At 72.4% G+C, this 25,629-nt stretch carries 25 protein-coding genes; 15 read left to right on the forward strand and 10 right to left on the reverse strand.

Annotated elements, in window-relative coordinates; genetic code table 11:
- Positions 1-144 precede the first annotated feature (144 nt).
- Positions 145-1,080 (reverse strand): SCO2400 family protein, encoded by a 936-nt coding sequence (locus QNO09_RS03670; RefSeq protein WP_283968558.1) that lies wholly within the window; start codon positions 1,078-1,080, stop codon positions 145-147.
- Positions 1,081-1,424: 344 nt separating this feature from the next.
- Here QNO09_RS03670 and QNO09_RS03675 point away from each other — a divergent pair, with 344 nt between their 5' ends.
- Positions 1,425-1,874 (forward strand): spore-associated protein, encoded by a 450-nt coding sequence (locus tag QNO09_RS03675; protein ID WP_283968559.1) that lies wholly within the window; start codon positions 1,425-1,427, stop codon positions 1,872-1,874.
- 57 nt (positions 1,875-1,931) lie between these two features.
- Here the strand turns inward: QNO09_RS03675 and QNO09_RS03680 are convergent, their stop codons facing one another.
- Positions 1,932-3,320 carry a glycoside hydrolase family 43 protein gene (locus QNO09_RS03680; protein ID WP_283968560.1) on the reverse strand — a complete coding sequence of 463 codons (1,389 nt, stop codon included), beginning with the start codon at positions 3,318-3,320 and terminating at the stop codon, positions 1,932-1,934.
- 240 nt (positions 3,321-3,560) lie between these two features.
- Between QNO09_RS03680 and QNO09_RS03685 the strand changes: the two genes are divergently transcribed.
- Genes QNO09_RS03685 through QNO09_RS03695 form a run of 3 tightly spaced genes read left to right on the forward strand, consistent with a single transcriptional unit; the run spans position 3,561 to position 5,694 of the window.
- The gene (locus QNO09_RS03685; protein ID WP_283968561.1) at positions 3,561-5,006 is read left to right on the forward strand and encodes an amidase; all 1,446 of its coding nucleotides are present in this window, start codon (positions 3,561-3,563) and stop codon (positions 5,004-5,006) included.
- A gap of 19 nt (positions 5,007-5,025) precedes the next feature.
- The gene (locus QNO09_RS03690; protein WP_283968562.1) at positions 5,026-5,205 is read left to right on the forward strand and encodes a hypothetical protein; all 180 of its coding nucleotides are present in this window, start codon (positions 5,026-5,028) and stop codon (positions 5,203-5,205) included.
- Positions 5,206-5,247: 42 nt separating this feature from the next.
- A complete protein-coding gene (locus tag QNO09_RS03695; RefSeq protein WP_283968563.1) occupies positions 5,248-5,694 on the forward strand; it encodes a type II toxin-antitoxin system PemK/MazF family toxin in 447 nt (148 codons plus the stop codon).
- Here the strand turns inward: QNO09_RS03695 and QNO09_RS03700 are convergent.
- Positions 5,657-6,502, reverse strand: coding sequence for a TIGR02452 family protein (locus QNO09_RS03700; RefSeq protein WP_283968564.1), 846 nt, complete (start codon positions 6,500-6,502; stop codon positions 5,657-5,659). The two genes, QNO09_RS03695 and QNO09_RS03700, sit on opposite strands and share 38 nt — an antisense overlap.
- Positions 6,503-6,794: 292 nt before the next feature.
- Between QNO09_RS03700 and egtA the strand changes: the two genes are divergently transcribed.
- The 5 genes from egtA to QNO09_RS03725 all read left to right on the forward strand — a co-directional run bounded on the left by egtA (position 6,795) and on the right by QNO09_RS03725 (position 11,517).
- The gene (gene egtA / locus QNO09_RS03705; RefSeq protein WP_283968565.1) at positions 6,795-8,096 is read left to right on the forward strand and encodes an ergothioneine biosynthesis glutamate--cysteine ligase EgtA; all 1,302 of its coding nucleotides are present in this window, start codon (positions 6,795-6,797) and stop codon (positions 8,094-8,096) included.
- Positions 8,093-9,430 carry an ergothioneine biosynthesis protein EgtB gene (egtB, locus tag QNO09_RS03710; protein WP_283968566.1) on the forward strand — a complete coding sequence of 446 codons (1,338 nt, stop codon included), beginning with the start codon at positions 8,093-8,095 and terminating at the stop codon, positions 9,428-9,430. The genes egtA and egtB overlap by 4 nt, the downstream gene beginning before the upstream one ends.
- Positions 9,430-10,224, forward strand: coding sequence for an ergothioneine biosynthesis protein EgtC (egtC, locus tag QNO09_RS03715; protein WP_283968567.1), 795 nt, complete (start codon positions 9,430-9,432; stop codon positions 10,222-10,224). The genes egtB and egtC overlap by 1 nt, the downstream gene beginning before the upstream one ends.
- Entirely contained in the window at positions 10,221-11,183 is a 963-nt protein-coding gene (gene egtD / locus QNO09_RS03720) for an L-histidine N(alpha)-methyltransferase (protein WP_283968568.1), read from the forward strand. Before egtC ends, egtD begins: the two co-directional genes overlap by 4 nt.
- Positions 11,184-11,301: 118 nt before the next feature.
- Positions 11,302-11,517 carry a dodecin gene (locus QNO09_RS03725; RefSeq protein WP_283968569.1) on the forward strand — a complete coding sequence of 72 codons (216 nt, stop codon included), beginning with the start codon at positions 11,302-11,304 and terminating at the stop codon, positions 11,515-11,517.
- 79 nt (positions 11,518-11,596) lie between these two features.
- Here the strand turns inward: QNO09_RS03725 and QNO09_RS03730 are convergent, their stop codons facing one another.
- Positions 11,597-12,091, reverse strand: coding sequence for a phosphatase domain-containing protein (locus QNO09_RS03730; protein ID WP_283968570.1), 495 nt, complete (start codon positions 12,089-12,091; stop codon positions 11,597-11,599).
- Between the two features lie 432 nt (positions 12,092-12,523).
- Between QNO09_RS03730 and QNO09_RS03735 the strand changes: the two genes are divergently transcribed.
- The 3 genes from QNO09_RS03735 (at position 12,524) to rpmF (ending at position 14,857) form a co-directional block, all read left to right on the forward strand.
- Positions 12,524-12,970: a DUF485 domain-containing protein gene (locus QNO09_RS03735; protein ID WP_283968571.1), complete on the forward strand. Its 447-nt coding sequence runs from the start codon at positions 12,524-12,526 to the stop codon at positions 12,968-12,970.
- On the forward strand, positions 12,964-14,559 hold the full coding sequence (locus tag QNO09_RS03740) for a solute symporter family protein (protein ID WP_283968572.1): 1,596 nt from the start codon (positions 12,964-12,966) through the stop codon (positions 14,557-14,559). The genes QNO09_RS03735 and QNO09_RS03740 overlap by 7 nt, the downstream gene beginning before the upstream one ends.
- Before the next feature lie 127 nt (positions 14,560-14,686).
- Positions 14,687-14,857 carry a 50S ribosomal protein L32 gene (gene rpmF, locus QNO09_RS03745; protein WP_283968573.1) on the forward strand — a complete coding sequence of 57 codons (171 nt, stop codon included), beginning with the start codon at positions 14,687-14,689 and terminating at the stop codon, positions 14,855-14,857.
- On the opposite strand, the gene QNO09_RS03750 is transcribed toward rpmF, so the two are convergent.
- A complete protein-coding gene (locus QNO09_RS03750; protein WP_349636946.1) occupies positions 14,840-15,550 on the reverse strand; it encodes a nucleotidyltransferase domain-containing protein in 711 nt (236 codons plus the stop codon). The two genes, rpmF and QNO09_RS03750, sit on opposite strands and share 18 nt — an antisense overlap.
- 127 nt (positions 15,551-15,677) lie before the next feature.
- On the opposite strand from QNO09_RS03750, the gene QNO09_RS03755 reads away from it, so the two are divergent.
- Together QNO09_RS03755 and QNO09_RS03760 are read left to right on the forward strand one after the other, a co-directional pair.
- Complete coding sequence (locus tag QNO09_RS03755) at positions 15,678-16,664, forward strand: LLM class flavin-dependent oxidoreductase (RefSeq protein ID WP_283968575.1); 987 nt, start codon at positions 15,678-15,680, stop codon at positions 16,662-16,664.
- 11 nt (positions 16,665-16,675) lie between these two features.
- Positions 16,676-19,021, forward strand: a complete 2,346-nt coding sequence (locus QNO09_RS03760; protein ID WP_283968576.1) for an ATP-binding cassette domain-containing protein — start codon at positions 16,676-16,678, stop codon at positions 19,019-19,021.
- Positions 19,022-19,097: 76 nt separating this feature from the next.
- On the opposite strand, the gene QNO09_RS03765 is transcribed toward QNO09_RS03760, so the two are convergent.
- The 5 genes from QNO09_RS03765 to QNO09_RS03785 form a co-directional block, all read right to left on the reverse strand.
- Positions 19,098-19,913 carry a lysophospholipid acyltransferase family protein gene (locus QNO09_RS03765; protein WP_283968577.1) on the reverse strand — a complete coding sequence of 272 codons (816 nt, stop codon included), beginning with the start codon at positions 19,911-19,913 and terminating at the stop codon, positions 19,098-19,100.
- Positions 19,913-20,680 (reverse strand): GNAT family N-acetyltransferase, encoded by a 768-nt coding sequence (locus QNO09_RS03770; RefSeq protein WP_283968578.1) that lies wholly within the window; start codon positions 20,678-20,680, stop codon positions 19,913-19,915. The genes QNO09_RS03765 and QNO09_RS03770 overlap by 1 nt, the downstream gene beginning before the upstream one ends.
- A gap of 531 nt (positions 20,681-21,211) precedes the next feature.
- Positions 21,212-21,961, reverse strand: coding sequence for a succinate dehydrogenase/fumarate reductase iron-sulfur subunit (locus QNO09_RS03775; protein WP_283968579.1), 750 nt, complete (start codon positions 21,959-21,961; stop codon positions 21,212-21,214).
- Positions 21,958-23,916: a fumarate reductase/succinate dehydrogenase flavoprotein subunit gene (locus tag QNO09_RS03780; RefSeq protein WP_283968580.1), complete on the reverse strand. Its 1,959-nt coding sequence runs from the start codon at positions 23,914-23,916 to the stop codon at positions 21,958-21,960. The genes QNO09_RS03775 and QNO09_RS03780 overlap by 4 nt, the downstream gene beginning before the upstream one ends.
- Positions 23,917-23,918: 2 nt before the next feature.
- Complete coding sequence (locus QNO09_RS03785; protein ID WP_283968581.1) at positions 23,919-24,623, reverse strand: succinate dehydrogenase; 705 nt, start codon at positions 24,621-24,623, stop codon at positions 23,919-23,921.
- 83 nt (positions 24,624-24,706) lie between these two features.
- Between QNO09_RS03785 and QNO09_RS03790 the strand changes: the two genes are divergently transcribed.
- Positions 24,707-25,591 carry a LysR family transcriptional regulator gene (locus QNO09_RS03790; RefSeq protein ID WP_283968582.1) on the forward strand — a complete coding sequence of 295 codons (885 nt, stop codon included), beginning with the start codon at positions 24,707-24,709 and terminating at the stop codon, positions 25,589-25,591.
- Positions 25,592-25,629 lie beyond the last annotated feature (38 nt).

Raw genomic sequence — 25,629 nt, forward strand, 5'->3', positions numbered from 1 at the left:
TCGAGACCGACGGCAGAGTCCGCCCGTCCGCGGCGCACCCATGGGTTCCACCGGAACGTCACCAGCGGTCCGCTCGTCGGTCACGCGCCCGCAGGCACGGAGGGCGGCTGCGGGCGGCCACCGCTTCTCGGTGGCCGCACTTCGTCAGCCGAGGCAGATGACGAGCAGGCAGAGCTCCTTGGACGTGGAGTCGGAGGGAGGCGTCTCGGGCTGGGTGTTCGTCGCGGGCGGGGGTGTCGAGGGGGACGTCGGCTGCTGGGCGTCCTGATCGGCCCCGGCGGCCGGCGGGGCCGCCGGCTCGGTGACCGTCGCACCGGACGAACCGGAGGAGCCGGAGGAGCCGGAGGAGCCCGCGCCCCCGGTGACGGTGTCGACGGTGTCCGGGACGGTCCTGCGCTGCGGCGATGTGGTCAGCGGAAGTTCACGGGGCGCGGCGGCCGTGTCCGTGCGGGTGTCCGACGGGGTGACGCGGGGGTCGGCGGGCCGGGAGTCCTGGTGGCGCGAGGCGCGGTCGGTGCGCGGCGCGGTGGCGGGCGAGGAGCGCGGGGTGTCGTGCCGGGACGACGTCGGTTCGGTGTACGTGGGTGCCTCCCCGGCGGCGCCGCCCATGGTCGTGTCCTGCGGCGTCGTGGCCGCCTGCACGCCGGGCTTGGCGTTCCCCTTCATCGCGGCGACGGTCAGACCGCCTCCCACGAGTGCGACCGCCGTCGCCACCACGGCCCGTCGCTGGTTCTTCTTCCAGCGGGCCAGCTGACGACGCCGGGCCGCCCGCCCCTCCGGCCGGGCTTCATAGCCTTCGGCCGTGTCGGTCTCCGGGGGGTCGTACCCCTCCGGGGAGCCGGAGCCGGTGCTCTCCTGCGGACGTGCGGGCGTCTCGTCCCACACGGTCCCGTCGTGCCAGGTGCCGGTGGCGGGCGGGTACTCCCGGGCGGCCGGTCCGCCGGAAGTCATGGCGGGCAGGGGGGCCGGCTCCGAACGGCCGCCCGCGGCGGAGGGGTCGATGTCGGGGGCGTAGGCGCCGCACCCCGGGCAGACCAGGGCGCCGTTGAGGTGCCGACGGCACGAGGAGCAGTAGTGCATGTGTGGTTTTCCCGATCTGGCTGTTCCGGCGGCTCGCCGGCCGCGGCCTGGTCACATTCACACGTGGGATCGAGCCGTAACGCTAACGAGACTTTGAAAGGGTGGTGTGCAGCCTGTGTGACACCCCTGCACAGATCCTCTGGATCTCGCGTGTGCCATCGGTGACTCGCGCGTGAACGGGGCGGCGTCCGGGAAAGCTCGGGCAGCGCGTCACGGGGCACCCCCTCCGCTTGCCTCTCCCTCAACTCCCTTGAGTTTCGCGCGACATGGCGCACAACCCTTTGGGCACCCCGCGGGTCACACCATGCAGGAGCAACCACCTCGAAGAGTTGCATGGGGGAAATATGCGATTCACCCGTTCCATCCTGGCCGCGTCCGCCGTGGCGGCCCTGTCCGCCGGGACCATGACCGTCCTGGCGTCGCCGGCCTCGGCCGCGCCCAACACCACCCCGCAGAAGGTCTGCGGAAGTGGCTACAAGACGGTCAACTCGGCGGCCGTCGGCTCGCTGGGGACCGTCTACCTGACCTACAACGCCTCCAACGGCCAGAACTGCGTGACGACCATCCGCAACAACCCGGGCAAGGCTGTGACCATGTCCGCCTGGATCTCCGTTCCGGACACCGGGGAAAACCACTACGACGAGGGCGTCTTCACGTCGTACGCCGGACCGACCTACGTCTACGGCAAGGGTCACTGCGTGGACTGGGGCGGCAGCATCGCCAACACGTACGTGCAGGTGTACGGCTCGAACTGCGGCGCACTGAAGGAGCACCGGGTCACCTTCACCCGCTGATCCCTCTCCGGCCGGGCCCCACGGCAGACCGTGGGGCCCGGCTCTGCCGTGCCGCCCCTACGCCCAGGCCGTCACCGGCACGAACGAGCTGTCCTGCCGGAACAGATTCGTTCCGTCGGAGCGCTCCACGCGCAGCTGGTAGGCGTAGTGGCGCAGGTAGTACCCCGGGTAGTTGTACGACTCGAAGCGGACCGAGCCCGAGGACGCGCCGGCGCGGAGGATGAACGTGGCGTCCCGGGCGAAGATGCTCGTGCCGTCGTTCGGGTCGAACCGGGCGCGGAAGTCCCAGTGGCGCAGGTAGTCGCCGGCCGCGTCCCGGAAGGAGTAGCCGCCGCTGTCGGCGAGGCCGGCGACCACCGTGAAGGTGGCGGCCTGCTTCTCGGCGGTGCTGCTGGAGGCGCTGACCACGGGGAGGTTGAGCAGGGAGGACTGCTGCTCCCAGTAGCGGGTCGAGTAGTTAGCCGAGCGGAAGGAACGGGTGGTGTTCCGGGCCAGGGCCGGGCCGCCCGCGACCGTCTCCTTGACGACCGTGAAGTGCCGCGCCGTACCGGAGATCGCGGGCAGTGCGACCGGGGCCGACCAGGTGGCGAAGGTGTCGTGGCTGTCGCTGTAGTAGTAGTTCCCGTCGCCGTAACCGTCGAAGAAGATCCGCCAGCCGCCGTTGTCGAGCCGCACCAGCGCCGGACCCTCGCGGTAGCTGCCCCAGCCCGCCCAGTCGCCGGTCCGGCGGATCGTGTACGGGCCGGTGAGGTTCGAGGCGGTGGCGTACTCGATGTACTTCGTCGTCTCGTTCTTCGGGAAGGCGTGGTACGTGGAGCCGATCTTCACGATGAACGTGTCGATGTGGTTGGCGCCGATGCCGGCGAGGGCGACCGGGGAACTCCACGCCGTGAGCGCCGAGTTGGTGGCCCTCAGCAGGTACGGCGTGAAGATCCACTCGTCGTTCGTGGTGGAGCAGGACACGATGACGCTCACGCTGCCGTCGCTGTCGACGAACCACTCGGGCGCCCAGGCGCGGGAGAGGCCGGCGACGGGGACGGTGTAGTCGTACAGGAACGTCCAGTTGACGCGGTCGGAGCTGCGGGCGAAGCCGATGGTGGTGCTGGGGTCCTGCCAGGTGTGCGTGGTGTAGGTGACGTAGTAGAAGCCGTCGGTGTGTCTGATGACGCTCGCGTCACGGATCCGGTTCGCGGGCGGAGTGTACGCGGAGGAGCGCACCAGCCGGAAGTCGGTGGCGTCGTCCGACTGGTAGACGTTGACCGTGCCGTCGTCGCTGTTGAGGAACGGCAGGATCGTGTAGCGGGTGGCCGAGCCGCTCGGGGGTGCGGCGGCCAGGGCGCTGCCGAGCAGCCCGGGGGTTTCGCCGAGCAGGAGCGCCGAGGCGGGCAGGGCGGCCAGGGCACGCAGCAGCGTGCGGCGGGACGGGGCAGCGGGGTGTGGAGTCACGGGCGGCTCTCCCTAGGACACCGTGGTTCGATATACCGAACAGAGTTCGGCGAATCGATCAGAAGGGGGGGCTCAGAACGTAAGGGCGAAGCGAAGGGGCGTCAATGGTTTGAACAGGGGACGATGTGCCCAGTGAGGAAGATGTGGCCGGTGGGTGAACTTCCACCCCTGTCGTCGGGATTCCACCACCGGCCACCGGACGTTACCGTTCGGTAGACAAGCCGCTTCCGGAGGTGTCCGATGACGCTCGACCGTTGCGAAGGCCTGGCGGAGACCGCCCGTGCGCTGGCCGCCGGGGAAGTGACGTCGCGGGCGCTGGTCGAGCGGACGCTGGCGCGGATCGAGGCGACCCAGTCCGACCTCAACGCCTTCAGGATCGTCCGGACCGAGGCCGCGCTCGCCGAGGCCGACGCCGCCGACCGGGAACTGGCCGCGGACCGGGAGGCGGCCTCGCACAGCGCGCACCGGCCGCTGCTCGGAGTCCCCGTCGCGGTGAAGGACGACATGGACGTGGCCGGCGAACCGACCGCGTTCGGCTGCTGCGGGGAGTTCCCGCCGGTGGCCGAGGACGGCGAGGCGGTCCGGCGGCTGCGCGCGGCCGGAGCCGTGATCGTCGGCAAGACCAACACCTGCGAGTTCGGGCAGTGGCCCTTCACCGAGGGGCCGGCCTTCGGCGCCACCCGCAACCCGTGGAGCACGGACCACACACCCGGCGGTTCCTCGGGCGGCTCGGCCGCCGCGGTCGCCGCCGGGCTCGTGCCCGCCGCACTCGGCTCGGACGGTGCCGGCTCCGTGCGGATCCCGGCCGCCTGGACCCACCTGGTCGGCATCAAGCCTCAGCGCGGCCGTGTCTCGACCTGGCCCCGCGGCGAGTCCTTCCAGGGCATCACCGTCAACGGCACCCTCGCCCGCTCGGTCGCCGACGCGGCTCTGCTGCTGGACGCGGCGAGCGGCAACCACGCGCGGGACCCGCACCGGCCCCCGGCCCTGGACGTGTCCCGGGCCGTCGGCCGCGACCCCGGGCGGCTGCGCATCGCGCTCTCCCTCAAACCGCCCTTCACCGCGGTGCCCGCCCGGCTCCTGCCCGAGGTGCGCACCCGGGTGGTCGAACTGGCTGAGCGGCTGGCCGCGCTGGGCCACTGCGTCGAGGAGGCGGACCCGCCGTACGGGCAGATCGGGCTGACCTTCGTGCCGCGGGCCACGGCCGGGATCGCCGAGCGCGTGGGCGAGGCGCCCTTCCCGGCGCTGCTGGACCGGCGCACCCGGGACGCGGCGCGGCTGGGCCGGCTGCTCGGCGGGGCCCCGCTGCGGGTGGCCCGGCGTGCGGAGACCGTGCTGCACCGGCGGATCGGCGCCTTCTTCACCTCGTACGACGTGGTCCTCGCGCCCACGACCGCCGCTCCCCCGCCCCGGATCGGTGCCCTGCTCGAACTCAGCGGGTTCGCCACCGATCGGGCGATGATCGCGGCCTGCCCGTACGCCTGGCCGTGGAACGTGCTGGGCTGGCCCGGCGTCAACGTGCCCGCCGGGTTCACGCCGGACGGCCTGCCGGTCGGCGCCCAGTTGCTGGGCCCGGCCAACAGCGAGCCCCTGCTCGTGCAGGTGGCCGCGCAACTGGAAGCGGAGCTGCGCTGGGCCGAGAAGTGGCCGTCACCGCCGGTCACGGCGCGCTCCGCAGCCGCCTGAGCGACCGTGGGCCGTCCTCATGACGGACGCGTCGACGGCCGGGCTCATGGGTCGGGTCACCGGAACGATCGGAGCCGGCTCGGTCGGTGAGGAGACGCGGGTGGCCGAGCCGGAGGCACACCGGCGCGAACAGCGGGCACCGCAGGACACCTCCACCCTCAACGGGCAGGCCCAGAAGCTCCCGGGGGACGACAGGTGACCCGTCGGGCGTGAGCACGGGGGCTGCCTCTAGGGTGCCCCCGTGACCGCGTACACCGATGAGAACGTCCCGGGCCGTCACGGCCCCTCCGCCACCGTCCAGGCCGACCCGCGCCAGGTGGGCCGGGTGCGGACGGAGTACTCCCCCGCGCACGACGGCGACCCGGACCCCGGGGAGATCGTCTGGACGTGGGTGCCCTACGAAGAGAACGACGGCCGCGGCAAGGACCGCCCGGTGCTCGTGGTCGCCCGCGAGCCGGGCGGCACCTTCCTGGCGGTGCAGTTGTCGAGCAAGCGGCACGACGGCGACCGGGAGTGGGTGCCGATCGGCGGTGGGCCCTGGGACCGGACGGGCCGGGACTCGTGGGTCGATGTGGACCGGGTGCTGCGTCTGCACGAGGACGGTATGCGCCGGGAGGCATGCGCCCTGGACCGCATGCGCTTCAACCTGGTCAGGCGCCGCCTGCAGGAGCGCCACGGGTGGAGCTGAACGCCTGCTCGAAGGCTCCCAGGACCGCACGGTCCCGCGTCCGGTCCAGGACCCCGAACACCAGGTGCTCGAAGGTCCGTGCGAACCGGGAGCCGGGCACCAGCAGCGCCCGGAACGCCTGTGCCACCTGCGTGGGGTCGTTGCCGAACACCCCGCAGCCCCAGGCGCCCAGCACGAGCCGTCGGTAGCCGTGGGCCGCGGCCGTCTCCAGGACGCGTTCGGCGCGCGCCGCGAGGGCCCGCGGCAGTTCGGCGGCCCGTTCGGGCGCCGTGCGCTTCACCACCCCCGCGTTGGGCGCGGGAGAGGTCAGGAAGCCGGCGGTGTACGGCTCGGCCAGCAGGTCGCCGCGGTCGTCGCGGAACACGGGCACGCCCGGTGAGTGGATGACACGGTCCGTGTAGAACGGGTCGCGGTGGGCGCGGTGGTGGTCGTAGAAGGCGCGGGCCTCGAGGAGGCAGGTGTGGAGCGCGGAGGCCCGGCACAGGGCCTCCTCCTGGGCCTGGGCACCGTTCAGGTAGCCGCCGCCGGGATTGCGGGCCGAGGCGAAGTTCAGCACCGCCACCTGTCCGCCGAGCCGACGGGCGGCCTCCAGGCTGCTCTCGCCCGTGACCTCCACCAGCGTCCTCAGCGTCCCCGTCACCCGATCGGCGGGCACGGGCACGGGTTCCGGCCCGTACAGGCGCGTGCCCTCGCGCGCCGCCGACAGCTCGGCCGCGATGGAGACCTCGCGCCCGTCCGGCGCGCGGTAGGCCCCGGCCGCGACGATCTGTTCGGTCTGCCGCGCGATACCGCGCAGGCGCGCGCTCACGGCGTGACCCCCGTACGCGCCGTGACCACGCGCCGCGCGGCCATTCTTGTCGTGCTCACGCAGGCATGGTGGGCGATGCGGGATCTCCGGCGCAACGGAGTTTTCGCCGTCGCCCAAACGCGGGGGGAAGCGCCGGGAAACGCCGGGCCGGAGCGTATGACCGCCCGGGAACGCCCCACTTCGCCCCCTTGTGCCGAGCGCCGTGAGCGTCTTGGGTGGGACGAGTGATCCCGATCCGGGCCGCGGAAGAGCCCGGACCGATGGCATGGTGGAATCTCAGGAGGATCCCGCAATGTCCGATTCGACACGTGGCTGTACCCGGCCACGCACCTCACTGTCCGAAGCCGAGGTCGAGGCTCTGGTCCGCGGCATCTGCTTCAAGACCGGCCCGCCACGCCGCCTCGGTGTCGAGGTGGAATGGCTCGTCCACGAGCTGCGCGAACCGCGGCTCCCCGTCACACCCGAACGACTCGAAGCGGCCTACGCGGCACTGCGACCGCTGTCCCTGCGGTCGGCGCTCACCGTGGAACCCGGCGGCCAGCTGGAGCTGAGCTCGCCCCCCGCCGCCTCGCTGACGGAAGTCGTCAGCACCGTCTCCGCCGACCTCGACGCCGTCCGCGCGGTCCTGCGCCAGGACGGCCTCACGCTCGTCGGCCTCGGCCACGACCCCTGGCACGAACCCCGCCGGTTCCTGCGCGAACCGCGCTACGACGCCATGGAGACCTCCCTGGACCGCACGGGTCCCGCCGGCCGCGCCATGATGTGCGCCTCCGCCTCCGTGCAGGTGTGCCTGGACGCCGGTCACGAGGAGCCCGGCCCGCAGGGCCTGGTGCGCCGCTGGTGGCTGGCTCACCATCTGGGCGCCGTCCTGGTCGCCGCGTTCGCCAACTCCCCGCTCGCCGGGCACCGGCCGACCGGCTGGCGGTCCACCCGGCAGCTCGCGTGGACCCGGATCGGCGCCGGCCGGGCGGGCGGACCGCGGCTGGACACCGATCCGCGCGGCGCCTGGGCCCGGCATGTGCTGGACGCCCCCGTGATGTGCGTACGGCAGGACAGCGGGCCCTGGGACGTCCCCGAGGGGCTCACCTTCCGGGACTGGATCCGCACGGGCGCGCCCCGGCCGCCCACCCGGGAGGATCTCGACTACCACGTCACGACGCTGTTCCCGCCGGTCCGCCCGCGCGGCCACCTCGAACTGCGCATGATCGACGCACAGCCCGGCGACGACGGCTGGATCGTGCCGCTCGCCGTGACGGCGGCGCTCTTCGACGACCCGGAGGCCACCGAGACCGTCTACCGGGCCGTGAAGCCGCTGGCCGAGCGGACGCTGGGGCTGCCCGCGCCGCACAACCCGCTGTGGCTCGACGCGGCCCGCACCGGCCTGGCCGACGCGGAACTGCGCGAGGTGGCCGTCACCTGCTTCACGACAGCGCTGGACGCCCTGCCCCGGCTCGGCGCCGCACCCGAGGTCGTCGAGGCCGTCACGGCCTATCTGGACCGCTATGTCGTCCTGGGCCGCTGCCCCGCCGACGACCTGCTCGACCGACAGCGCGGCACGGACGGTCGCGCCCACGGGAAGGACTTCCGCCCATGACCGACACCGATCCCGCTGTCGACGCCGGAACCCTCGACCCCGAGGTGCTCCGTGAGCGGGCGGTCGCCTCACTCGTCGTGGCCCGCGACCGCACCACCCTGCTGACGAGTTGCGTGGAGGATCCCGACCTGACCGCCCAGCACTCGCCGCTGATGTCGCCGCTGGTCTGGGACCTCGCGCACATCGGCAACCAGGAGGAGCAGTGGCTCCTGCGGACGGTCGCCGGGCACGAGGCGATACGCCCGGAGATCGACGGCCTCTACAACGCCTTCGAGCACCCGCGCGCCGAGCGGCCGAAGCTGCCGCTGCTGTCACCGGCCGAGGCGCGGACGTACGCGGCCGAGGTGCGCGGCCGGGCGCTGGACGTGCTGGAGCGGACCGCGTTCCACGGGACGCGGCTGACGGAGGCCGGGTTCGCCTTCGGGATGATCGCGCAGCACGAACAGCAGCACGACGAGACGATGCTGATCACCCATCAGCTGCGCACGGGCCCGCAGGTCCTGACGGCACCCGACCCGGATCCGGTGCCGCTGTTCACCGGGCCGTCCGAAGTCCTCGTGCCCGGCGGTCCGTTCACGATGGGCACCTCCGGCGAACCGTGGGCCCTGGACAACGAACGCCCCGCGCACCGGCGCGAGGTGGCGCCCTTCCACATCGACACGACCCCGGTCACCAACGGCGCCTACCGGGCGTTCATCGAGGACGGCGGCTACCGCGACCCTCGGTGGTGGACGGCCGACGGCTGGGCGCACATCCAGCAGCACGGCATCCACGCCCCGCTGTTCTGGCGGCGCGACGGGAAGCAGTTCCTCAGGCGCCGCTTCGGCGTCACCGAGGTCGTCCCGCCCGACGAGCCGGTGCTCCACGTGTGCTGGTACGAGGCCGACGCCTACGCCCGCTGGGCGGGACGCCGGCTGCCCACGGAGGTTGAGTGGGAGAAGGCGGCCCGGCACGACCCGGCAGCCGACCGCTCGATGCGCTACCCGTGGGGTGACGCCGACCCGGGACCCGAGCACGCCAATCTCGGCCAGCGGCACCTGCGTCCGGCGCCCGCCGGGAGCTACCCGGCCGGTGAGTCGCCGCTCGGCGTACGGCAGTTGATCGGCGACGTGTGGGAGTGGACGGCCAGCGACTTCCTGCCGTACCCGGGATTCCGGGCGTTCCCGTACAAGGAGTACTCGGAGGTCTTCTTCGGGCCCGAGTACAAGGTGCTGCGCGGCGGTTCGTTCGCGGTGGACGCGGTGGCCTGCCGGGGCACCTTCCGCAACTGGGACCACCCGATCCGCCGGCAGATCTTCTCCGGATTCCGCACGGCACGGTCGGAGGGCGTCTGATGTGCCGTCACGTGGCGTACGTGGGACCCGAGGAGCTGCTGGGCAGTCTCCTCGTGCACCCCCCGCACGGGCTGTACCGGCAGTCGTGGGCTCCCCGGCACCAGCGGTACGGGACGGTCAACGCCGACGGCTTCGGTGTCGGCTGGTACGCGCCGGGCGACCCGGCGCCGGCCCGCTACCGCCGGGCCGGGCCCATCTGGGCCGACCTGTCGTTCGCCGATCTCGCCCGGGTCGTCCGGTCCACCGCGCTGCTCGCCGCGGTGCGGGACGCGACCCTGTCGGGCGCGGACGCGGAGGCCGCGGCGGCCCCGTTCGCCGCGGGGACCTGGCTGTTCAGCCACAACGGTGCGGTGAAGGGCTGGCCCGGCTCGCTGGCCGCGGTGTCCCGGACGCTGCCGCACGAGGACCTGCTGTCGCTGGAGGCCCGCAACGACTCTGCGCTCGTGTGGGCGCTGGTCCTGGCGCGGCTGCGCAGCGGTGACGAGGAGGGCCAGGCGATGGCCGACACGGTCCTGGAGGTCGCCGCCGCGGCCCCCGGTTCCCGGCTCAACCTCCTGCTCACCAACGGCGACACCGTCACCGCGACCGCCTGGGGCGACGCCCTGTGGTACCTCACCCGGCCCGGCGGCGGCACCGTCGTGGCCTCCGAGCCCTACGACGACGATCCGCACTGGCGGGAGGTTCCCGACCGCACCCTGCTGGCGGCGAGCCGCACCGACGTGCTGCTCACGCCCCTGAAGGAGCCGGCCGACGTCGCCGTGCCCTCCCCCTCGCCGAAGGAGCCCCGTACGTGAGCCCGTTCCACCTCACCCGCACCCTGGCGGAGGACGCCACGGACGCCGCGCTGCGCGCCGACGTCCACCGGGGTCTGACCGGCCGCCCCAAGACCCTGCCGCCGAAGTGGTTCTACGACGCGCACGGCAGCGACCTGTTCGAGAAGATCACGGAACTGCCCGAGTACTACCCCACCCGCGCCGAGCGGGAGATCCTCCTCGCACGCTCCGGCGACATCGCCGCGGCGACCGGGGCCCGGACCCTGGTCGAGCTCGGCTCCGGCTCCTCGGAGAAGACGAGGCACCTGCTCGACGCCCTGACAGACCTGCACACCTACGTTCCGGTCGACGTCAGCGGGAGCGCCCTCACCCAGGCCGGGCAGGCGCTCGCCGCCGAGCGGCCGGGGCTCGACGTGCACGCGCTGATCGCCGACTTCACGGCGGAACTGACCCTGCCGGACACGCCGGGACCCCGCCTGGTGGCGTTCCTCGGCGGCACGGTCGGCAACCTGCTGCCGGCCGAACGCGCCGCGTTCCTGGCGTCCGTACGCGCCCTGCTCGCCCCGGGTGACGCCCTGCTGCTGGGCACGGACCTGGTCAAGGACGAGGAGGTGCTGGTCCGGGCGTACGACGACGGGGCCGGGGTGACGGCCGCGTTCAACAAGAACGTCCTGACCGTGATCAACCGCGAGCTGGGCGCCGACTTCGAGCCCGCCGCGTTCGACCACGTGGCGGTGTGGGACACCGGGCACGAGTGGATCGAGATGCGGCTGCGTTCCCGTTCGGCGCAGACGGTGAAGGTGCCGGCGCTCGACCTCGCCGTGGACTTCGCGGCGGGCGAGGAGATGCGGACCGAGGTGTCGGCGAAGTTCCGGCAGGAGGGCGTACGCGCCGAACTGTCCGCGGCACAGCTGGACCTCACCCACTGGTGGACCGACGGTGAGGGGCGGTTCGCGCTGTCGCTGAGCGTGGCGCGCTGACACCGGTGACTCCTGGTGCGGCGGCGACGGCGGGAGACGACGTCTCGCGCTTCGCCGCCGCTTGGGGCACCGTGGAGTGAGGGCGTGTCATACCCGTCACTGGAAGAGGAGCAGCGGCATGTCGAACCACACCTACCGGGTCACGGAGATCGTCGGCACCTCCCCCGACGGCGTCGACGCGGCCATCCGCAACGGCATCGGCCGGGCCTCGCAGACGCTGCGCAATCTGGACTGGTTCGAGGTGACGCAGGTGCGCGGCCAGCTGGAGGACGGGCAGATCGCGCACTGGCAGGTGGGCCTCAAGGTGGGCTTCCGCCTCGACGAGTCCGAGTAGGCGAGCAGTCCCGGGGCGGGCGGTCTCGGGACCGTCCGCGGCGGTGACGCTCTCGCCGAGGCCGGGCCGGCTCCCGGCCTCAGGTCCGCCCTTCGCTCTCCTGCGCCGCCTTCATCTCGGCGGACCGGGTCACCCAGTCGGCCCGCACGACGGTGAAGCCTGCACGCCGGGCGTCCGCGCAGACCAGCTCGTCGTCGTCGACCAGCACACGGATCTCGCGGGTTCGGGCGAGGCGCCGCAGGACCTCCCGCTTGGTGACCCGGGCGGGCCGCCGGTCGGTGTCCCCCCGCATGTACAAGCGCCCCTCGGGCAGCCCCTGGGCGGCGAGCCAGTCCAGCGTGTCGCGCCGGCAGCGCTCGGGCCGCCCGGTGAGGTAGACGATCTCGCACTCCCGCGCGTTCTCCTCGACCAGCGCGATGCCCTCCGGGACCGGCGGGTCCTGCGGCGCCGCCGAGAAGAACCCGTCCCAGTCCTTCGGCCTGCGCTCCAGGAAGCTCTGCCGGTGCGAGGCGTCGGCGAGGGTGTTGTCCAGGTCGAACACGGCCAGCGGGGCCTTGCTGCGGTCGTCGCTCACGCTGCCCAGCGTAAGGGGTCCGCGCGCGCTGAGCGCATTCGGGACAGGCCGGGCCGGGGCATGGTCCGTACCGTTCGGCGACCGGTCTTTTTCACGCAGGCTGTCGCAGGAGGGGCAACCCGCCATGGGGGCGTGAACGAGCCACGAACCGAGGGCATTTCATCCACGCAGTTGATGGCTCAAGCACAGCACTGACATACTCCGCTTTCAGCCTCGCCATCACCCGTGGCCGGGGCTGTCAGGGGACTCCACACCGAATCCCCGAGGCCGTCCGCATGAATCCGAACAGCGAGTTCTTCGGATTCACGAATCCCCCACGAGCCCGCACCCCATCGCGCGTCCGGCATTGCTCCCCCCTGCCCGAAAACCGGACGCGGACACCGACCCGACGGCGTCGAGTGCGGGGCACGATGCAGCGAAGAAGGTGCGCCTGTGCCCGAATTCTCACCGCGGCGGGATGACACTCCCACATTCCCGCTTCCGCACATCGAACGTACTCCGCCGTCCCGCATATCCGACCATCCCGAATTTCACTCCCTGCGTCGTGCGCAGCGCCGGTTCGGCCTGCGGGCGACGATCCTGTCCGTCGGCGGATTCCTGCTGTATGTGGTGCTGTCGAGTTTTGTGCCCGGGGTGATGAACCAGCCGCTGTTCGGCCGCCTCACGATCGGACTCACCCTCGGTCTCGGGCAGTTCGTCATCATGGGCGTGACAGCCTGGCACTATGCCCGGCACATGCGGACCCGGGTCGATCCGCTCGCCCGCGGCCTGAGATCCCGGCTGCACGAGACGGAGAGCCGCCGCGCCCGGTCGGCGGCGTCCTCACCGGGGGCCGGACAGCCGCTCCAGCACGGAACGAGGGGGTTCCGCACGTGGTGACCGCCGCCGCCATCGACGACCGCAGCCTGCAGCTGACGTTCGTCCTGTTCCTCACCGTGGTCGTGATCACCCTCTTCATGGCCCTGCTGACGGCTCCCCAGCGCGACGAGATCAGCGAGTTCTACCTCGGCAACCGCGCCCTGTCGCCGCTGCGCAACGGTCTGGCCATGTGCGGCGACTACCTGTCCGCCGCCACCCTGCTCGGCAGCACCGGTCTCGTGGCGCTCACCGGCTACGACGGGCTGATGTACCTCGGCGGCACCACCGTGGCCTGGATGATGGTGCTGCTGCTGATCGCCGAACCCCTGCACCGCACGGGCAGGTTCACGCTCGGCGACACGGTGGCGCTGCGCCTGCCGCGGCGGCAGCGGCCGGTGCGGGTCGCGCTGGCGGTCTGCGTCCTCGCCATCGCCACGCTCTATCTCGTGGCCCAACTCGTCGGCAGCGTGGCCCTGCTGACCCAGTTCACCGGTGTGCCCAGCGGCACCACCCGCACCCTGTGCGTGGTCGTGATCGGCACCTTCGTGATCCTGTACGCCTCGCTCGGCGGCATGCCCGGTGCGACGGTCATCCAGATCATCAAGGCCGTGATGCTGCTGGTGTGCGTGCTGTTCACCGCGGGCTGGGTGCTGCACCACTTCGACTGGAATCCCAACGCGCTGCTGGAGAGGGCGTCCGAGCGCAGCGGTTCGGGCCTGAGCTTCCTGGAACCCGGGCTGCGCTACGGCGGCACCGTCAGCAACAAGCTGGACTTCCTCAGCCTCGAACTGGCCATCGTCCTCGGCCTCGCCGCCCTGCCGCACGTGCTGATGCGGCTGCTCACCCCGCGCAACAGCGGTGTGCTGCGCTCCTCCGTGCTGTGGGCCGTCGGTCTGGTCGGCGCGGTCTGTCTGGGGGCCGGCATCCTGGGCCTGGGCGCCACCGCGCTGCTCGGCCGGGACACCATCGAGAGCACGGACCGCACCGGCAACGCCTCCGTCCTGCTGCTCGCCCACGAGCTGGGCGGCAGTGTCCTCACCGCCCTGCTGACCTGTCTGGCGTATCTGACGCTGCTCGCCGTGGCGGTCGGTCTCACGCTGGCCGCGGCGTCCTCCCTGGCGCACGACCTGTACAGCGAGGTGATCCGCAAGGGCCGGGCGAGCGAGACGGAGGAGCTGACCGTCGCCCGGCTGTCCGGGGTGGTCATCGGCGTTCTCGGCATCCTGCTGGCCCTCGTCGCCTGGGGGGCGAACACCGCGACGCTGGCCTTCCTGGCCTTCGCCATCGCGGCGTCCGCGATCCTCCCGACGATCATCTACACCCTGTTCTGGCGGCGCTTCAGCGCGAGGGGCGCCCTGCTCAGCCTCTACGGCGGGCTGCTGTGTTCGGTACTGCTGGCGGTCTTCTCCCCCGTGGTCTCCTCCGTCCCGGGCTCGTTCTACCCGGAGGCCGACTTCGCCTGGTTCCCGCTCCAGAACCCCGGCATCGTCTCCATCCCGGTGGGCTTCCTGCTGGGCTGGCTCGGCACGGTGCTGGACAAGGGCCCGGCCGAAGAGGCCGCCGCGCACGAGCGGTTCGAGGTGCGGATGCTCGTGGGCGCGGACGACTGACACGTCCCTCCGGGACAACGGCGGCCGGATGGCGGCCGGATGGCGGCCGGGCACCGGGACACACATTGTTAATGGGTTCCATTTTCATGTAGCGTCCTCGGTGCCCGGCCCACCGAGGAGGAGTCCCATGGCTGTCCCGAAGCGGAAGATGTCCCGCAGCAACACCCGTCACCGCCGCGCCCAGTGGAAGGCGGCCACGCCGACGCTGGTGCCGGTCACCGTCGACGGCGTCCGTCACCTCGTACCGCAGAACCTGGTCAAGGCCTACGAGCGCAGGCTGCTACGCCCCGACGGCTGAGCACACCGCCTCCGTGCAGAAGTGCGCGCGGACCCGGCGCAGCCACGCCTCGACCGGCGCCTCGGCGGGCTCGTCCGGCAGCGCCGTCGGGCCCGCGTCGAAGGCGGCCTCGTAGTGCCTGAGCAGGGGCAGTGCGGCCGACGGCTCGGCGGCGACCCGCTCGCCGAAGGCGTGGTACTCCTCCGGGTTCTCCACCCGGATCGTCAACCGGCCCGTGGTGTACAGCTCCAGGCCCTGCCCGCACAGCCGCTTCAGGTGCCGGGCGTGCTTCGCGGTGCGCTTGCGGGTGTCCGCGCGGAAGGAACCGTCACCGCGTGCCTCCAGCCGCCGAAACTGCTGGGTGGCATAGCCCAGGTAGGCGTCCCTGACCCGCTTGGCGCTCAGGAACGCCGTGCGGATGGCGATGAGTTCGTCGCCGAGCGGGGTGCGCACCTCGTACAGGTCGTCCGGGAGCCACACCAGCTCCATCGCGGTCGGGTTGCCGCCCAGGGCCAGCCGGCACCATTTGGCCGCCTCGTGCAGGGTGCGGTCCGGTGCCGTGCTGACGTGCGACTCCTTCGGCCGGCGCAGACCGTGGAGCTCCTCGGTGGGCGCGGCGAAGAGGCCGAGGCGGTCGATGTCCGAGCCCGGGCGGGCGAGGCCGTAGGCGGTCGATCCGACGATGCCGGAGAGCAGGACGTTGGGGACGGTCACGGTCGGCCGCCTTTCGCTTCCGAGTACGGTGACATTGTCCTGACGTGCCCGGACGCGGTCACCCGGTTTTCCGGGGATGCCCCACCGGGGCGGAATACCGACGGCCCCGCCCGGCGTAGAACCCGGTATGGAACCCGTGCGCCTGTCCGTCCTCGACCGCTCCCGCACCCGCGAGGGGCACACCCACCCCGAGGCGCTGCGCGACACCGTGCGGCTGGCGCGGGAGCTGGAGCGGCTGGGCTACCACCGGCTGTGGGTCTCGGAGCACCACGGCGTGCCCGGGGTCGCCGGTTCCGCGCCGACCGTCCTGGCCGCCGCGGTGGCGGGCGCGACCCGCACGATCCGGGTCGGCACCGGCGGGGTGATGCTGCCCAACCACCGGCCGCTGGTCGTGGCCGAGCAGTTCGGGGTGCTGGAATCGCTGTTCCCCGGGCGGATCGACATGGGCCTCGGCCGGTCCGTCGGCTTCACCGACGGGGTGCGCAGGGCGCTGGGCCGCGACAAGGGCGACGCCGAGGACTTCGAGGCCCAGCTCACCGAACTGCTCGGCTGGTTCCGGGGCACCTCCCCCACCGGGGTCCACGCCCGGCCCGCGGAGAGCCTGAGCGTGCCGCCGTTCGTCCTGGCGATGGGTGAGGGCGCCGGCATCGCCGCCCGTGCGGGCCTGCCCCTGGTCATCGGCGACCTCAGGAACCGGGAGAAGATGCGGCGCGGCATCGACCTCTACCGCGACCGGTTCCGCCCCTCCCCCTGGGCCGCGAAGCCCTACGTCGTCATCTCCGGCACCATCGCCGTGGCCGGCACCCCCGACGAGGCCCGGAGGCTGCTGATCCCCGAGGCCTGGTCCATGGCGTACTCCCGCACCCACGGCACCTTCCCGCCCCTGCCGCCCGCCGAGCGCGTGGAGGCCCTCACGATGACCGGCAAGGAGCGCGACCACTACGAGTCCGGCCTGAGCGGGCACATCGCCGGTACCGAGGAGCAGGTCGCGCACGAGCTGGAGACGGTGCTCAAGGAGACGGGCGCGCAGGAGGTACTCGTCACGACCAGCACCTACGACCGTGACGCCCTGCTGGACTCCTACCGGCGGCTGGCCGCGATCACCTCCGGTTAGAGTCGTCTCCCATGCACGACCGCGACCCCCATGACCCGTTCGTCCGTGTCCGCGGCGCCCGCGAGCACAACCTCCAGGGCATCGACGTCGACATCCCCCGGGACGTGCTGGCCGTGTTCACCGGCGTGTCCGGCTCGGGGAAGTCGTCGCTGGCGTTCGGCACGATCTACGCGGAGGCGCAGCGCCGCTACTTCGAATCGGTCGCGCCCTACGCGCGCCGGCTGATCCACCAGGTCGGCGCCCCGAAGGTCGGGGAGATCACCGGTCTGCCCCCGGCCGTCTCGCTCCAGCAGCGCCGCGCGGCGCCCACCTCGCGCTCCTCCGTCGGCACCGTCACCAACCTCTCCAACTCCCTGCGCATGCTGTTCTCCCGGGCCGGCACCTACCCGCCCGGCGCCGAGCGGCTCGACTCCGACTCCTTCTCGCCCAACACGGCGGTGGGAGCCTGCCCGGAGTGCCACGGGCTCGGGCAGGTGCACCGTACGAGCGAGGAACTGCTGGTCCCCGATCCGTCGCTGTCGATCCGCGAGGGCGCGATCGCGGCGTGGCCCGGCGCCTGGCAGGGCAAGAACCTGCGCGACATCCTCGACGCACTCGGCTACGACGTGGACCGGCCGTGGCGGGAGCTGCCCGCCGGGCAGCGGGAGTGGATCCTGTTCACGGACGAGCAGCCGGTGGTCACCGTGCACCCGGTCCGGGACGCCGACCGCATCCAGCGGCCGTACCAGGGCACCTACACGAGCGCCCACCGGTATGTGATGAAGACGTTCGCGGACTCCAAGAGCCCGGCCCTGCGGGCGAAGGCCGAGCGGTTCCTCACCAGCGCGCCCTGCCCGGCGTGCGGCGGCAGCCGGCTGCGCCCCGAGGCCCTGGCGGTGACCTTCGGCGGCCGGACCATCGCCGAGCTGGCGGCCATGCCGCTGGTGGACCTGGCCGCCGGTCTCGACGGGGACTCGCAGGCCGCCCGGGTCCTCACCGGCGACCTGAGGTCGCGTATCGCGCCGGTCGTCGAGCTCGGGCTCGGCTATCTCAGCCTCGACCGCCTCACTCCCACCCTCTCCGCGGGGGAACTCCAGCGCCTGCGCCTGGCCACCCAGCTGCGCTCCGGCCTGTTCGGTGTCGTCTACGTCCTCGACGAGCCGTCGGCCGGACTGCACCCGGCGGACACCGAGGCGCTGCTCACGGTGCTGGAGCGGCTGAAGGCGTCCGGGAACTCGGTGTTCGTGGTGGAGCACCACCTGGACGTGGTGCGCGGCGCCGACTGGCTGGTGGACGTGGGTCCGGACGCGGGCGAGCACGGCGGGCGGGTGCTGCACAGCGGGCCGGTGGCCGAGCTGGCCGGTGTCGAGGAGTCGGCGACGGCCCGCTACCTGTTCGACGGCTCCCCCGCCGCGGCCCGGGACGTGCGCGAGGCGACCGGGTGGCTGAGGACCGGCCCGGTCACCCGGCACAACCTGCGCGGCGTGACGGCGGAGTTCCCGCTCGGCGTGTTCACCGCGGTCACCGGCGTCTCCGGCTCCGGCAAGTCCACGCTCATCGGCGAGATCACACAGGACACCGCCGGGGTGGGCCGGCTGGTCTCGGTCGACCAGAAGCCGATCGGCCGCACACCGCGCTCCAACCTCGCCACCTACACGGGCCTCTTCGACGTCGTGCGCAGGGTGTTCGCGGCGACCGACGGGGCTCGCGCCCGCGGCTTCGGTGTCGGGCGGTTCTCCTTCAACGTGGCGGGAGGGCGCTGCGAGACCTGCCAGGGCGAGGGGTTCGTCAGCGTGGAGCTGCTGTTCCTGCCCAGCACGTACGCGCCCTGCCCGGACTGCGGCGGGGCCCGCTACAACCCGCGGACGCTGGAAGTGACGTACCGCGGGCGGAACATCGCGCAGGTGCTGGATCTGACGGTGGAGAGCGCGGCGGAGTTCTTCGCGGACACCCCGGCCGTGGCGCGCAGCCTCGGCGCCCTGCTCGACGTGGGTCTGGGCTATCTCCGTCTGGGGCAGCCCGCCACGGAGCTCTCCGGCGGGGAGGCACAGCGCATCAAGCTGGCGAGCGAGCTGCAGCGCGGCCGGCGCGGCCACACGCTCTACCTCCTCGACGAGCCCACGACCGGCCTCCACCCGGCCGACGTGGACGTTCTGATGCGTCAGCTGCACGGTCTCGTCGACGCCGGGCACACCGTGATCGTCGTCGAGCACGACATGTCCGTCGTCGCGCGGGCGGACTGGGTGATCGACCTGGGCCCGGGCGGTGGCGACGCGGGCGGCCGGATCGTCGCGTCGGGACCGCCCCGGGACGTCGCGCGCTCGGCGGAGAGCCGGACGGCGCCGTATCTGGCGCGCACGCTGTCCGGGGGCCGTTGAGGTTCCGGAGCGGACAGCCGGGTTTCGCCGAGGCCCTCCGCGAACACCCACACCGCGTCCCGCGAGGCCCGGGCCCCTACGCCACCAGCACCGTGTGCGTCCAGGCCGGCGCGGCCGTCTCCGGCGGCTGTGCCGAGTGGGCGAGGGAGCGGCGGTCGGGACTGCTGCCCGGGGGAAGGAGGGTCAGGACCTCGACCTCGGCGATGAGGCCGCGGGCCGTCGCCACCCGCCACAGGGACGCCAGCAGCGTGTCCTCGCCGACGTACGCGGGGGCCGTGGTGGCCGTTCCGCCGCTGAGCCGGTAGCCGATGCGCACCGGCTGGACCGGCACCCCGGCGTCCAGGGCGGCCTGGAAGACGGCCCGGCGGAAGGTGCCCTGGGCCCGGCCGCACCAGGTGCTGCCCTCGGGGAACGCCCCCACCGCGGCGCCCTCGCGCAGGGCCCCGGCGATCCGGGCGACCGTGTCCGGGAGGGCCCGCAGCCGATCCCGGTCGATGAACAGGGTCCCGCCGCGCGCGGCCAGCGCACCGGCGACGGGCCAGCGCCGTACCTCGGTCTTGGCCAGCATCCGGGCGGGACGAACGGCGGCGAGCAGCGGGATGTCCAGCCAGGAGATGTGGTTGGCGACCAGCAGCAGTCCGCCGGTGGGCGCGGCGGCACCGGTGATGCGGACCCGGACCCCCGCGGCCCGCACGATCCATCGGCACCACTGCCGGACCAGGGACGCCGGTATCCGGGCCCCGATGGGCGTCAGCGCGATCCCGCCGAGCAGGAGCAGGAGGACCGCGGTGAGCCGCAGCACGGCACGCGGCACGGCCCGTGCCCGCACGGCCGCGGGCATCTCGACACAGGCCTGCGGGGTGCACGGCGCGGTGGGCAGCCAGGCGCTCATCAGGCCGGTACGAGGGAGAGGAAGTGCCGCAGGTAGCGTCCGTTGACGCGGCTCATCGGCAGCAGCACGTACAGGTCGGCGACGCCGAAGTCCGGGTCGTGGGCCGGTTCGCCGCACACCCATGCACCCAGACGCAGGTAGCCGCGCAGCAGGGCGGGCAGTTCGACGCGGGAGTCGGGCGCGGGGCCCGGCGTCCACGGAAGCAGCGGCCGTACCCGGAACTCCTCCGGCGACAGGTGCTTGGCGCTCACCCGGTCCCAGGTGGCGGACGCGAGGGTGCCGCCGTCGGCGAGCGGGACGGAGCAGCAGCCGGCGAGCCACTCGTGGCCGCGCTCGACCATGTAGCGGGCGATACCGGCCCAGATGAGGCTGATGACCGCGCCGTCGCGGTGGCCGGGGTGCACGCAGGAGCGGCCGACCTCGACGAGCTGCGGCCGGATCCCGTCGAGCGAGGCCAGGTCGAACTCGCCCTCGGAGTACAGTCGCCCGGCGACCGCCGCGCGCTCCGGCGGCAGCAGCCGGTAGGTGCCGACGACCTGGCCGGTCGTCTCCTCCCGGACGAGCAGGTGGTCGCAGTACGCGTCGAACGGGTCGACGTCGAGGCCCGGCTGCGAGCCGGAGAGCAGTGCCCCCATCTCCCCGGCGAAGACGTCGTGCCGCAGCCGCTGCGCGGCACGCACGTCCTCCTCGTTCCGGGCGAGGGTGACGGTGTAGCGGGTGGGGGCCGCGGGCTGCGCGGGGCGGTCGACGGTCAGTACGCCGGTCATGGCTCTCTCCTGGTCACGGGCCGGTCGGTGAGGCGGGGCGCTGAGCGGTGTCGTGCGATCCTTCGCCTCTGTTCTGCCGATGCCGACTGACCTTCGCGTGTCATGTGCAGAGAGAACGGGTGTGAGATTGCTGAACGGCTCGCGCCCACGAGCGACGACGTGGCCCGGTTTCATCCACCGAGCGCCGACGAGGCCGCTCGACGCCGGGCAGGCGCTGACGCCGGACAGGCCGCTCGACGCCCCGGCGTCGGTCAGCGACCGGGTCCCCACGCCTGGTCTTCCCGGCACGTCGACGTGCGGGGCGCGGGCGTCCTGGACGGCATCGGCGTCCGGCGGCTACGGGGCGCGCTGGAGGGGCGCGGGTTCGGCAGGCCCGAGCGGCACGGCGCGGCGACCTGGGCCTCGGCCCGCTGGGCCCGCACCTCGCCGCTCACGGCCCGTGACACGGGGGTACCGGACGGGACCGGGAGGAGCACCACTCCCGGTCCCGCTCGTCCGCACGTGTCGGCGAACGTCCTTCCCCTCACGGGGTCAGCGCTTGGCGGCCTTGCGGGTCGCCCGCAGCCACTCCTTGTTCATGCCGGTGATGGACATGAGCGGAATCCCCTTGGGACAGGCGGTGGCGCACTCACCGGCGAGGGTGCAGCCCCCGAACCCCTCCTCGTCCATCTGCTCCACCATGTCCAGCACCCGCGTCTCCCGCTCGGGCGCCCCCTGCGGCAGCACGTTCAGATGGTTGATCTTGGCGGACGTGAACAGCATCGCCGCCCCGTTGGGACAGGCCGCCACGCACGCCCCGCAGCCGATGCACTCGGCATGTTCGAAGGCGAAGTCGGCATCCGGCTTCGGCACCGGCGTGGCGTGCGCCTCGGGAGCCGCTCCGGTCGGCGCGGTGATGTAGCCGCCGGCCTGGATGATCCGGTCGAACGCCGACCGGTCCACGACCAGGTCTTTGATCACCGGGAACGCCGATGCCCGCCACGGCTCGACGTCGATCGTGTCGCCGTCCTGGAACGACCGCATGTGCAGCTGGCAGGTGGTGGTGCGCTCGGGCCCGTGCGCGTCGCCGTTGATGACGAGCGAACACGCCCCGCAGATACCCTCGCGGCAGTCGTGGTCGAAGGCGACGGGGTCCTCACCCTTGACGATGAGTTCCTCGTTGAGCGTGTCGAGCATCTCCAGGAAGGACATGTCGGGCGAGATCCCGTCCACCTCGTACGTGGACATGGTGCCGTCGGCGTCGGCGTTCCGCTGCCGCCAGACGCGCAGGGTGAGCTTCATGCGTAGCTCCGCTGGGTGGGGTGGACGTACTCGAAGACCAGGTCTTCCCTGTGCAGGACGGGAGCCGCGCCGGTGCCGGTGAACTCCCAGGCGGCCGCGTACCCGAACTCCTCGTCCTTGCGGGCGGCCTCGCCGTCGGGTGTCTGGGACTCCTCGCGGAAGTGGCCGCCGCAGGACTCCTCGCGGTGCAGCGCGTCGAGGCACATCAGCTCGGCGAGTTCCAGGTAGTCGACGACGCGGTTGGCCTTCTCCAGCGACTGGTTGAACTCCTCACCGGTGCCGGGCACCTTGACGCGCCGCCAGAACTCCTCGCGGATCTGCGGGATGCGCTCCAGCGCCTTGCGCAGCCCCGAGTCGGTGCGGGCCATGCCGCAGAACTCCCACATGAGTTCGCCGACCTCGCGGTGGAAGGAGTCGGGAGTGCGGTCGCCGCCGACGGACAGCAGCAGGTTGAGCCGGTCCTGGGTGTCGGCCAACACCTCCTGGACGGCGGGGTGTTCGTCGGTCACCGTCTGGTGGTGCGGGTTGCGGGCGAGGTAGTCGCTGATGGTCGAGGGGAGGACGAAGTAGCCGTCCGCGAGTCCCTGCATCAGCGCGGAGGCGCCGAGCCGGTTGGCGCCGTGGTCGGAGAAGTTGGCCTCGCCGATCGCGAACAGCCCGGGGATCGTGGTCTGGAGGTCGTAGTCGACCCACAGTCCTCCCATCGTGTAGTGCACGGCGGGGTAGATCCGCATCGGCACCTCGTACGGGTCCTCGTCGGTGATCCGCTGGTACATGTCGAAGAGGTTGCCGTACTTGGCCTCGACGGCCTTGCGGCCCATGCGCTTGATGGCGTCGGCGAAGTCGAGGTAGACGCCCTGCCCGCCGGGGCCCACTCCCCTGCCCTCGTCACAGACGTTCTTCGCGGCACGGGAGGCGATGTCCCGGGGTACGAGGTTGCCGAAGGACGGGTAGACGCGCTCCAGGTAGTAGTCGCGCTCGTCCTCGGGGATCTCGCCGGGGGGCCTGCGGTCTCCCTTCGCCTTCGGCACCCAGATGCGCCCGTCGTTGCGCAGCGACTCGCTCATCAGCGTCAGCTTGGACTGGTGGTCGCCGGTGCGCGGGATACAGGTGGGGTGGATCTGGGTGAAGCAGGGGTTGGCGAACCAGGCGCCGCGCCGGTGGGCCCGCCAGATGGCGGTGGCGTTGGAGTTCATGGCGTTCGTCGACAGGTAGAAGACGTTGCCGTAGCCGCCGGAGGCGAGCACCACGGCGTCCGCGAAGTACGTGTCGATCCGGCCGGTGATCAGGTCCCGCGCCACGATGCCGCGCGCCCGCCCGTCGACGACGATCAGGTCGAGCATCTCGGTGCGCGGGTGCATCTCGATGTTCCCGGCGGCGATCTGCCGGCTGAGGGCCTGGTAGGCGCCCAGGAGAAGCTGCTGACCCGTCTGGCCCCGGGCGTAGAAGGTGCGCGAGACCTGCACGCCGCCGAAGGACCGGGTGTCGAGGAGCCCGCCGTACTCACGGGCGAAGGGCACGCCCTGCGCCACGCACTGGTCGATGATCTCGACGGAGATCTGCGCGAGCCGGTGCACGTTGGACTCGCGGGCCCGGAAGTCGCCGCCCTTGACGGTGTCGTAGAACAGCCGGTGGACGGAGTCGCCGTCGTTGCGGTAGTTCTTCGCCGCGTTGATGCCTCCCTGCGCGGCGATGGAGTGGGCGCGGCGGGGCGAGTCCTGGTAGCAGAACTGCACGACGTGGTAGCCCTGTTCGGCGAGGGTGGCCCCGGCGGACCCGCCGGCCAGGCCGGTGCCGACGACGATCACGGTGTGCTTGCGCCGGTTGGCGGGGTTGACCAGCTTGGCCTCGAAGCGACGCCTGTCCCAGCGCTCGTTGATCGGCCCGGACGGGGCCCTGGTGTCGGCGACCGGCTCACCGGTCGCGTAGGCCGTGTACTCACTGCAGGAAGTCATCTTCAGCTCACCACTCCGGTCATGACGGCCACGGGCACGGCGATGAAACCGGCCGTGAGCAGCAGCGCGAGGACGTTCGCGACGGTCTTCAGGGCACGGTCACGGGTGCGGCTGCCGACGCCGAGGGTCTGGGCCGCGCTCCAGAAGCCGTGCCGGACGTGCAGGCCGAGCGCGAGCATCGCGACGATGTAGACGACGTTGCCGTACCAGGTGGAGAAGGTGTCGACGACGTTCTGGTACGGGTGGCCGGGCCGGAAGCCGGGGTGCACGGTGCCGGTCGTCAGGTCGAGGATGTGCCAGACGATGAACAGACCGAGGATGATCCCGCCCCAGCGCATGGTGCGCGTGGCGTAGGAGGTCCGCGCCTTCTTGTGCACGTACTTGGTCGGGCGGGCCCTGATGTCGCGCCGGCTGAGCTGGTACGCCGCGGTGGCGTGGGCGACGACGGCGACGACCAGCACGACCCGGACGAGCCAGAGCGTCCACTCGTAGTGCATGAACGGCTCGCCGACGGTGCGCAGCCAGTGCGCGTAGTGGTTGAACTCGCCCGCCCCGAAGAAGATCTTCAGGTTTCCGATCATGTGGACGACCAGGTACAGCAGCATGATCAGACCGCTGACCGCCATCACGGTCTTCTTGCCGACGGTGGAGTCCCACACGGTGCGTGCGAAGGACGGCCGCCGGTCCGTCCGCGTTGCCAGAGCCATGGAACAGCACGCTACGGACCCGCGCCCGATCGGTCCAAGACATGGTCCGGCTTGATTCCATAGGCTGGAGCTATCGTAGGAGGATGCAGTTCCAGCAGCTCCAGTACTTCGTGGCCGTCGCCGAGACCCGGCACTTCACCCGGGCCGCCGATCTGGTCCACGTCGCGCAGCCGTCGCTGTCACAGCAGATCAAGGCGCTGGAGCGGGAGCTGGGCGCGGATCTGTTCCTGCGCGCCCGGGGCAACATCACGCTCACGGACGCCGGGGAGGCGCTGCTCCCCCTGGCCCGGCGCATCCTGGCGGACGCGGACACGGCCCGCCACGAGGTGCGGGAACTGGCGCAGCTGCGCAGCGGGCGCGTGCGGCTGGGGGCGACGCCGAGTCTGTGCACGGGTCTGCTGCCGGATGTGCTGCGCGCCTTCCACGACCGCTACCCCGGCATCAGGCTGCTGATCGAGGAGGGCGGTTCGCACGACCTGGTGCGGGAGCTGGCGCGCGGGGCGCTGGATCTGGCGCTGGTGGTGCTGCCGCTGCCGACACCGGCGCCCGCGCTGACCACGGTGGAGCTGCTGCGGGAGGACCTGGTCGTGGTCTCCTCACCGGATGCCCCGAGCCCCGGCCGGGGCCGGCGGACGGTACGCGTCGCCGACCTGGAGGGCGAACGCCTGGTGATGTTCCGGCACGGGTACGACCTGCGGGAGCTGACCGTGGCCGCCTGCCGCGCCGAGGGCTTCGAACCCGACTTCGCCGTGGAGGGCGGGGAGATGGACGCGGTGCTGGGATTCGTGCGAGCGGGGCTGGGGGTGGCTGTGGTGCCCCGGATGGTCGCGGCGAGGTCCGGGCGCGGGCTGCGGGTCACCCCGCTGGCCCGGCCCGGACTGCATCGCGCGATCGCGCTGGCGCACCGCAGTGACGTGGCTCCGCCCCGGGCCGCTCGGGAGTTGCAGCGGATGCTGCTCGAGCGGTGAGGTGACCAGTCCCTGAGCGCCGTCGGTGCCGAGCGCCG

The sequence above is a fragment of the Streptomyces sp. 378 genome (assembly GCF_030124145.1).
Taxonomy (GTDB): domain Bacteria; phylum Actinomycetota; class Actinomycetes; order Streptomycetales; family Streptomycetaceae; genus Streptomyces.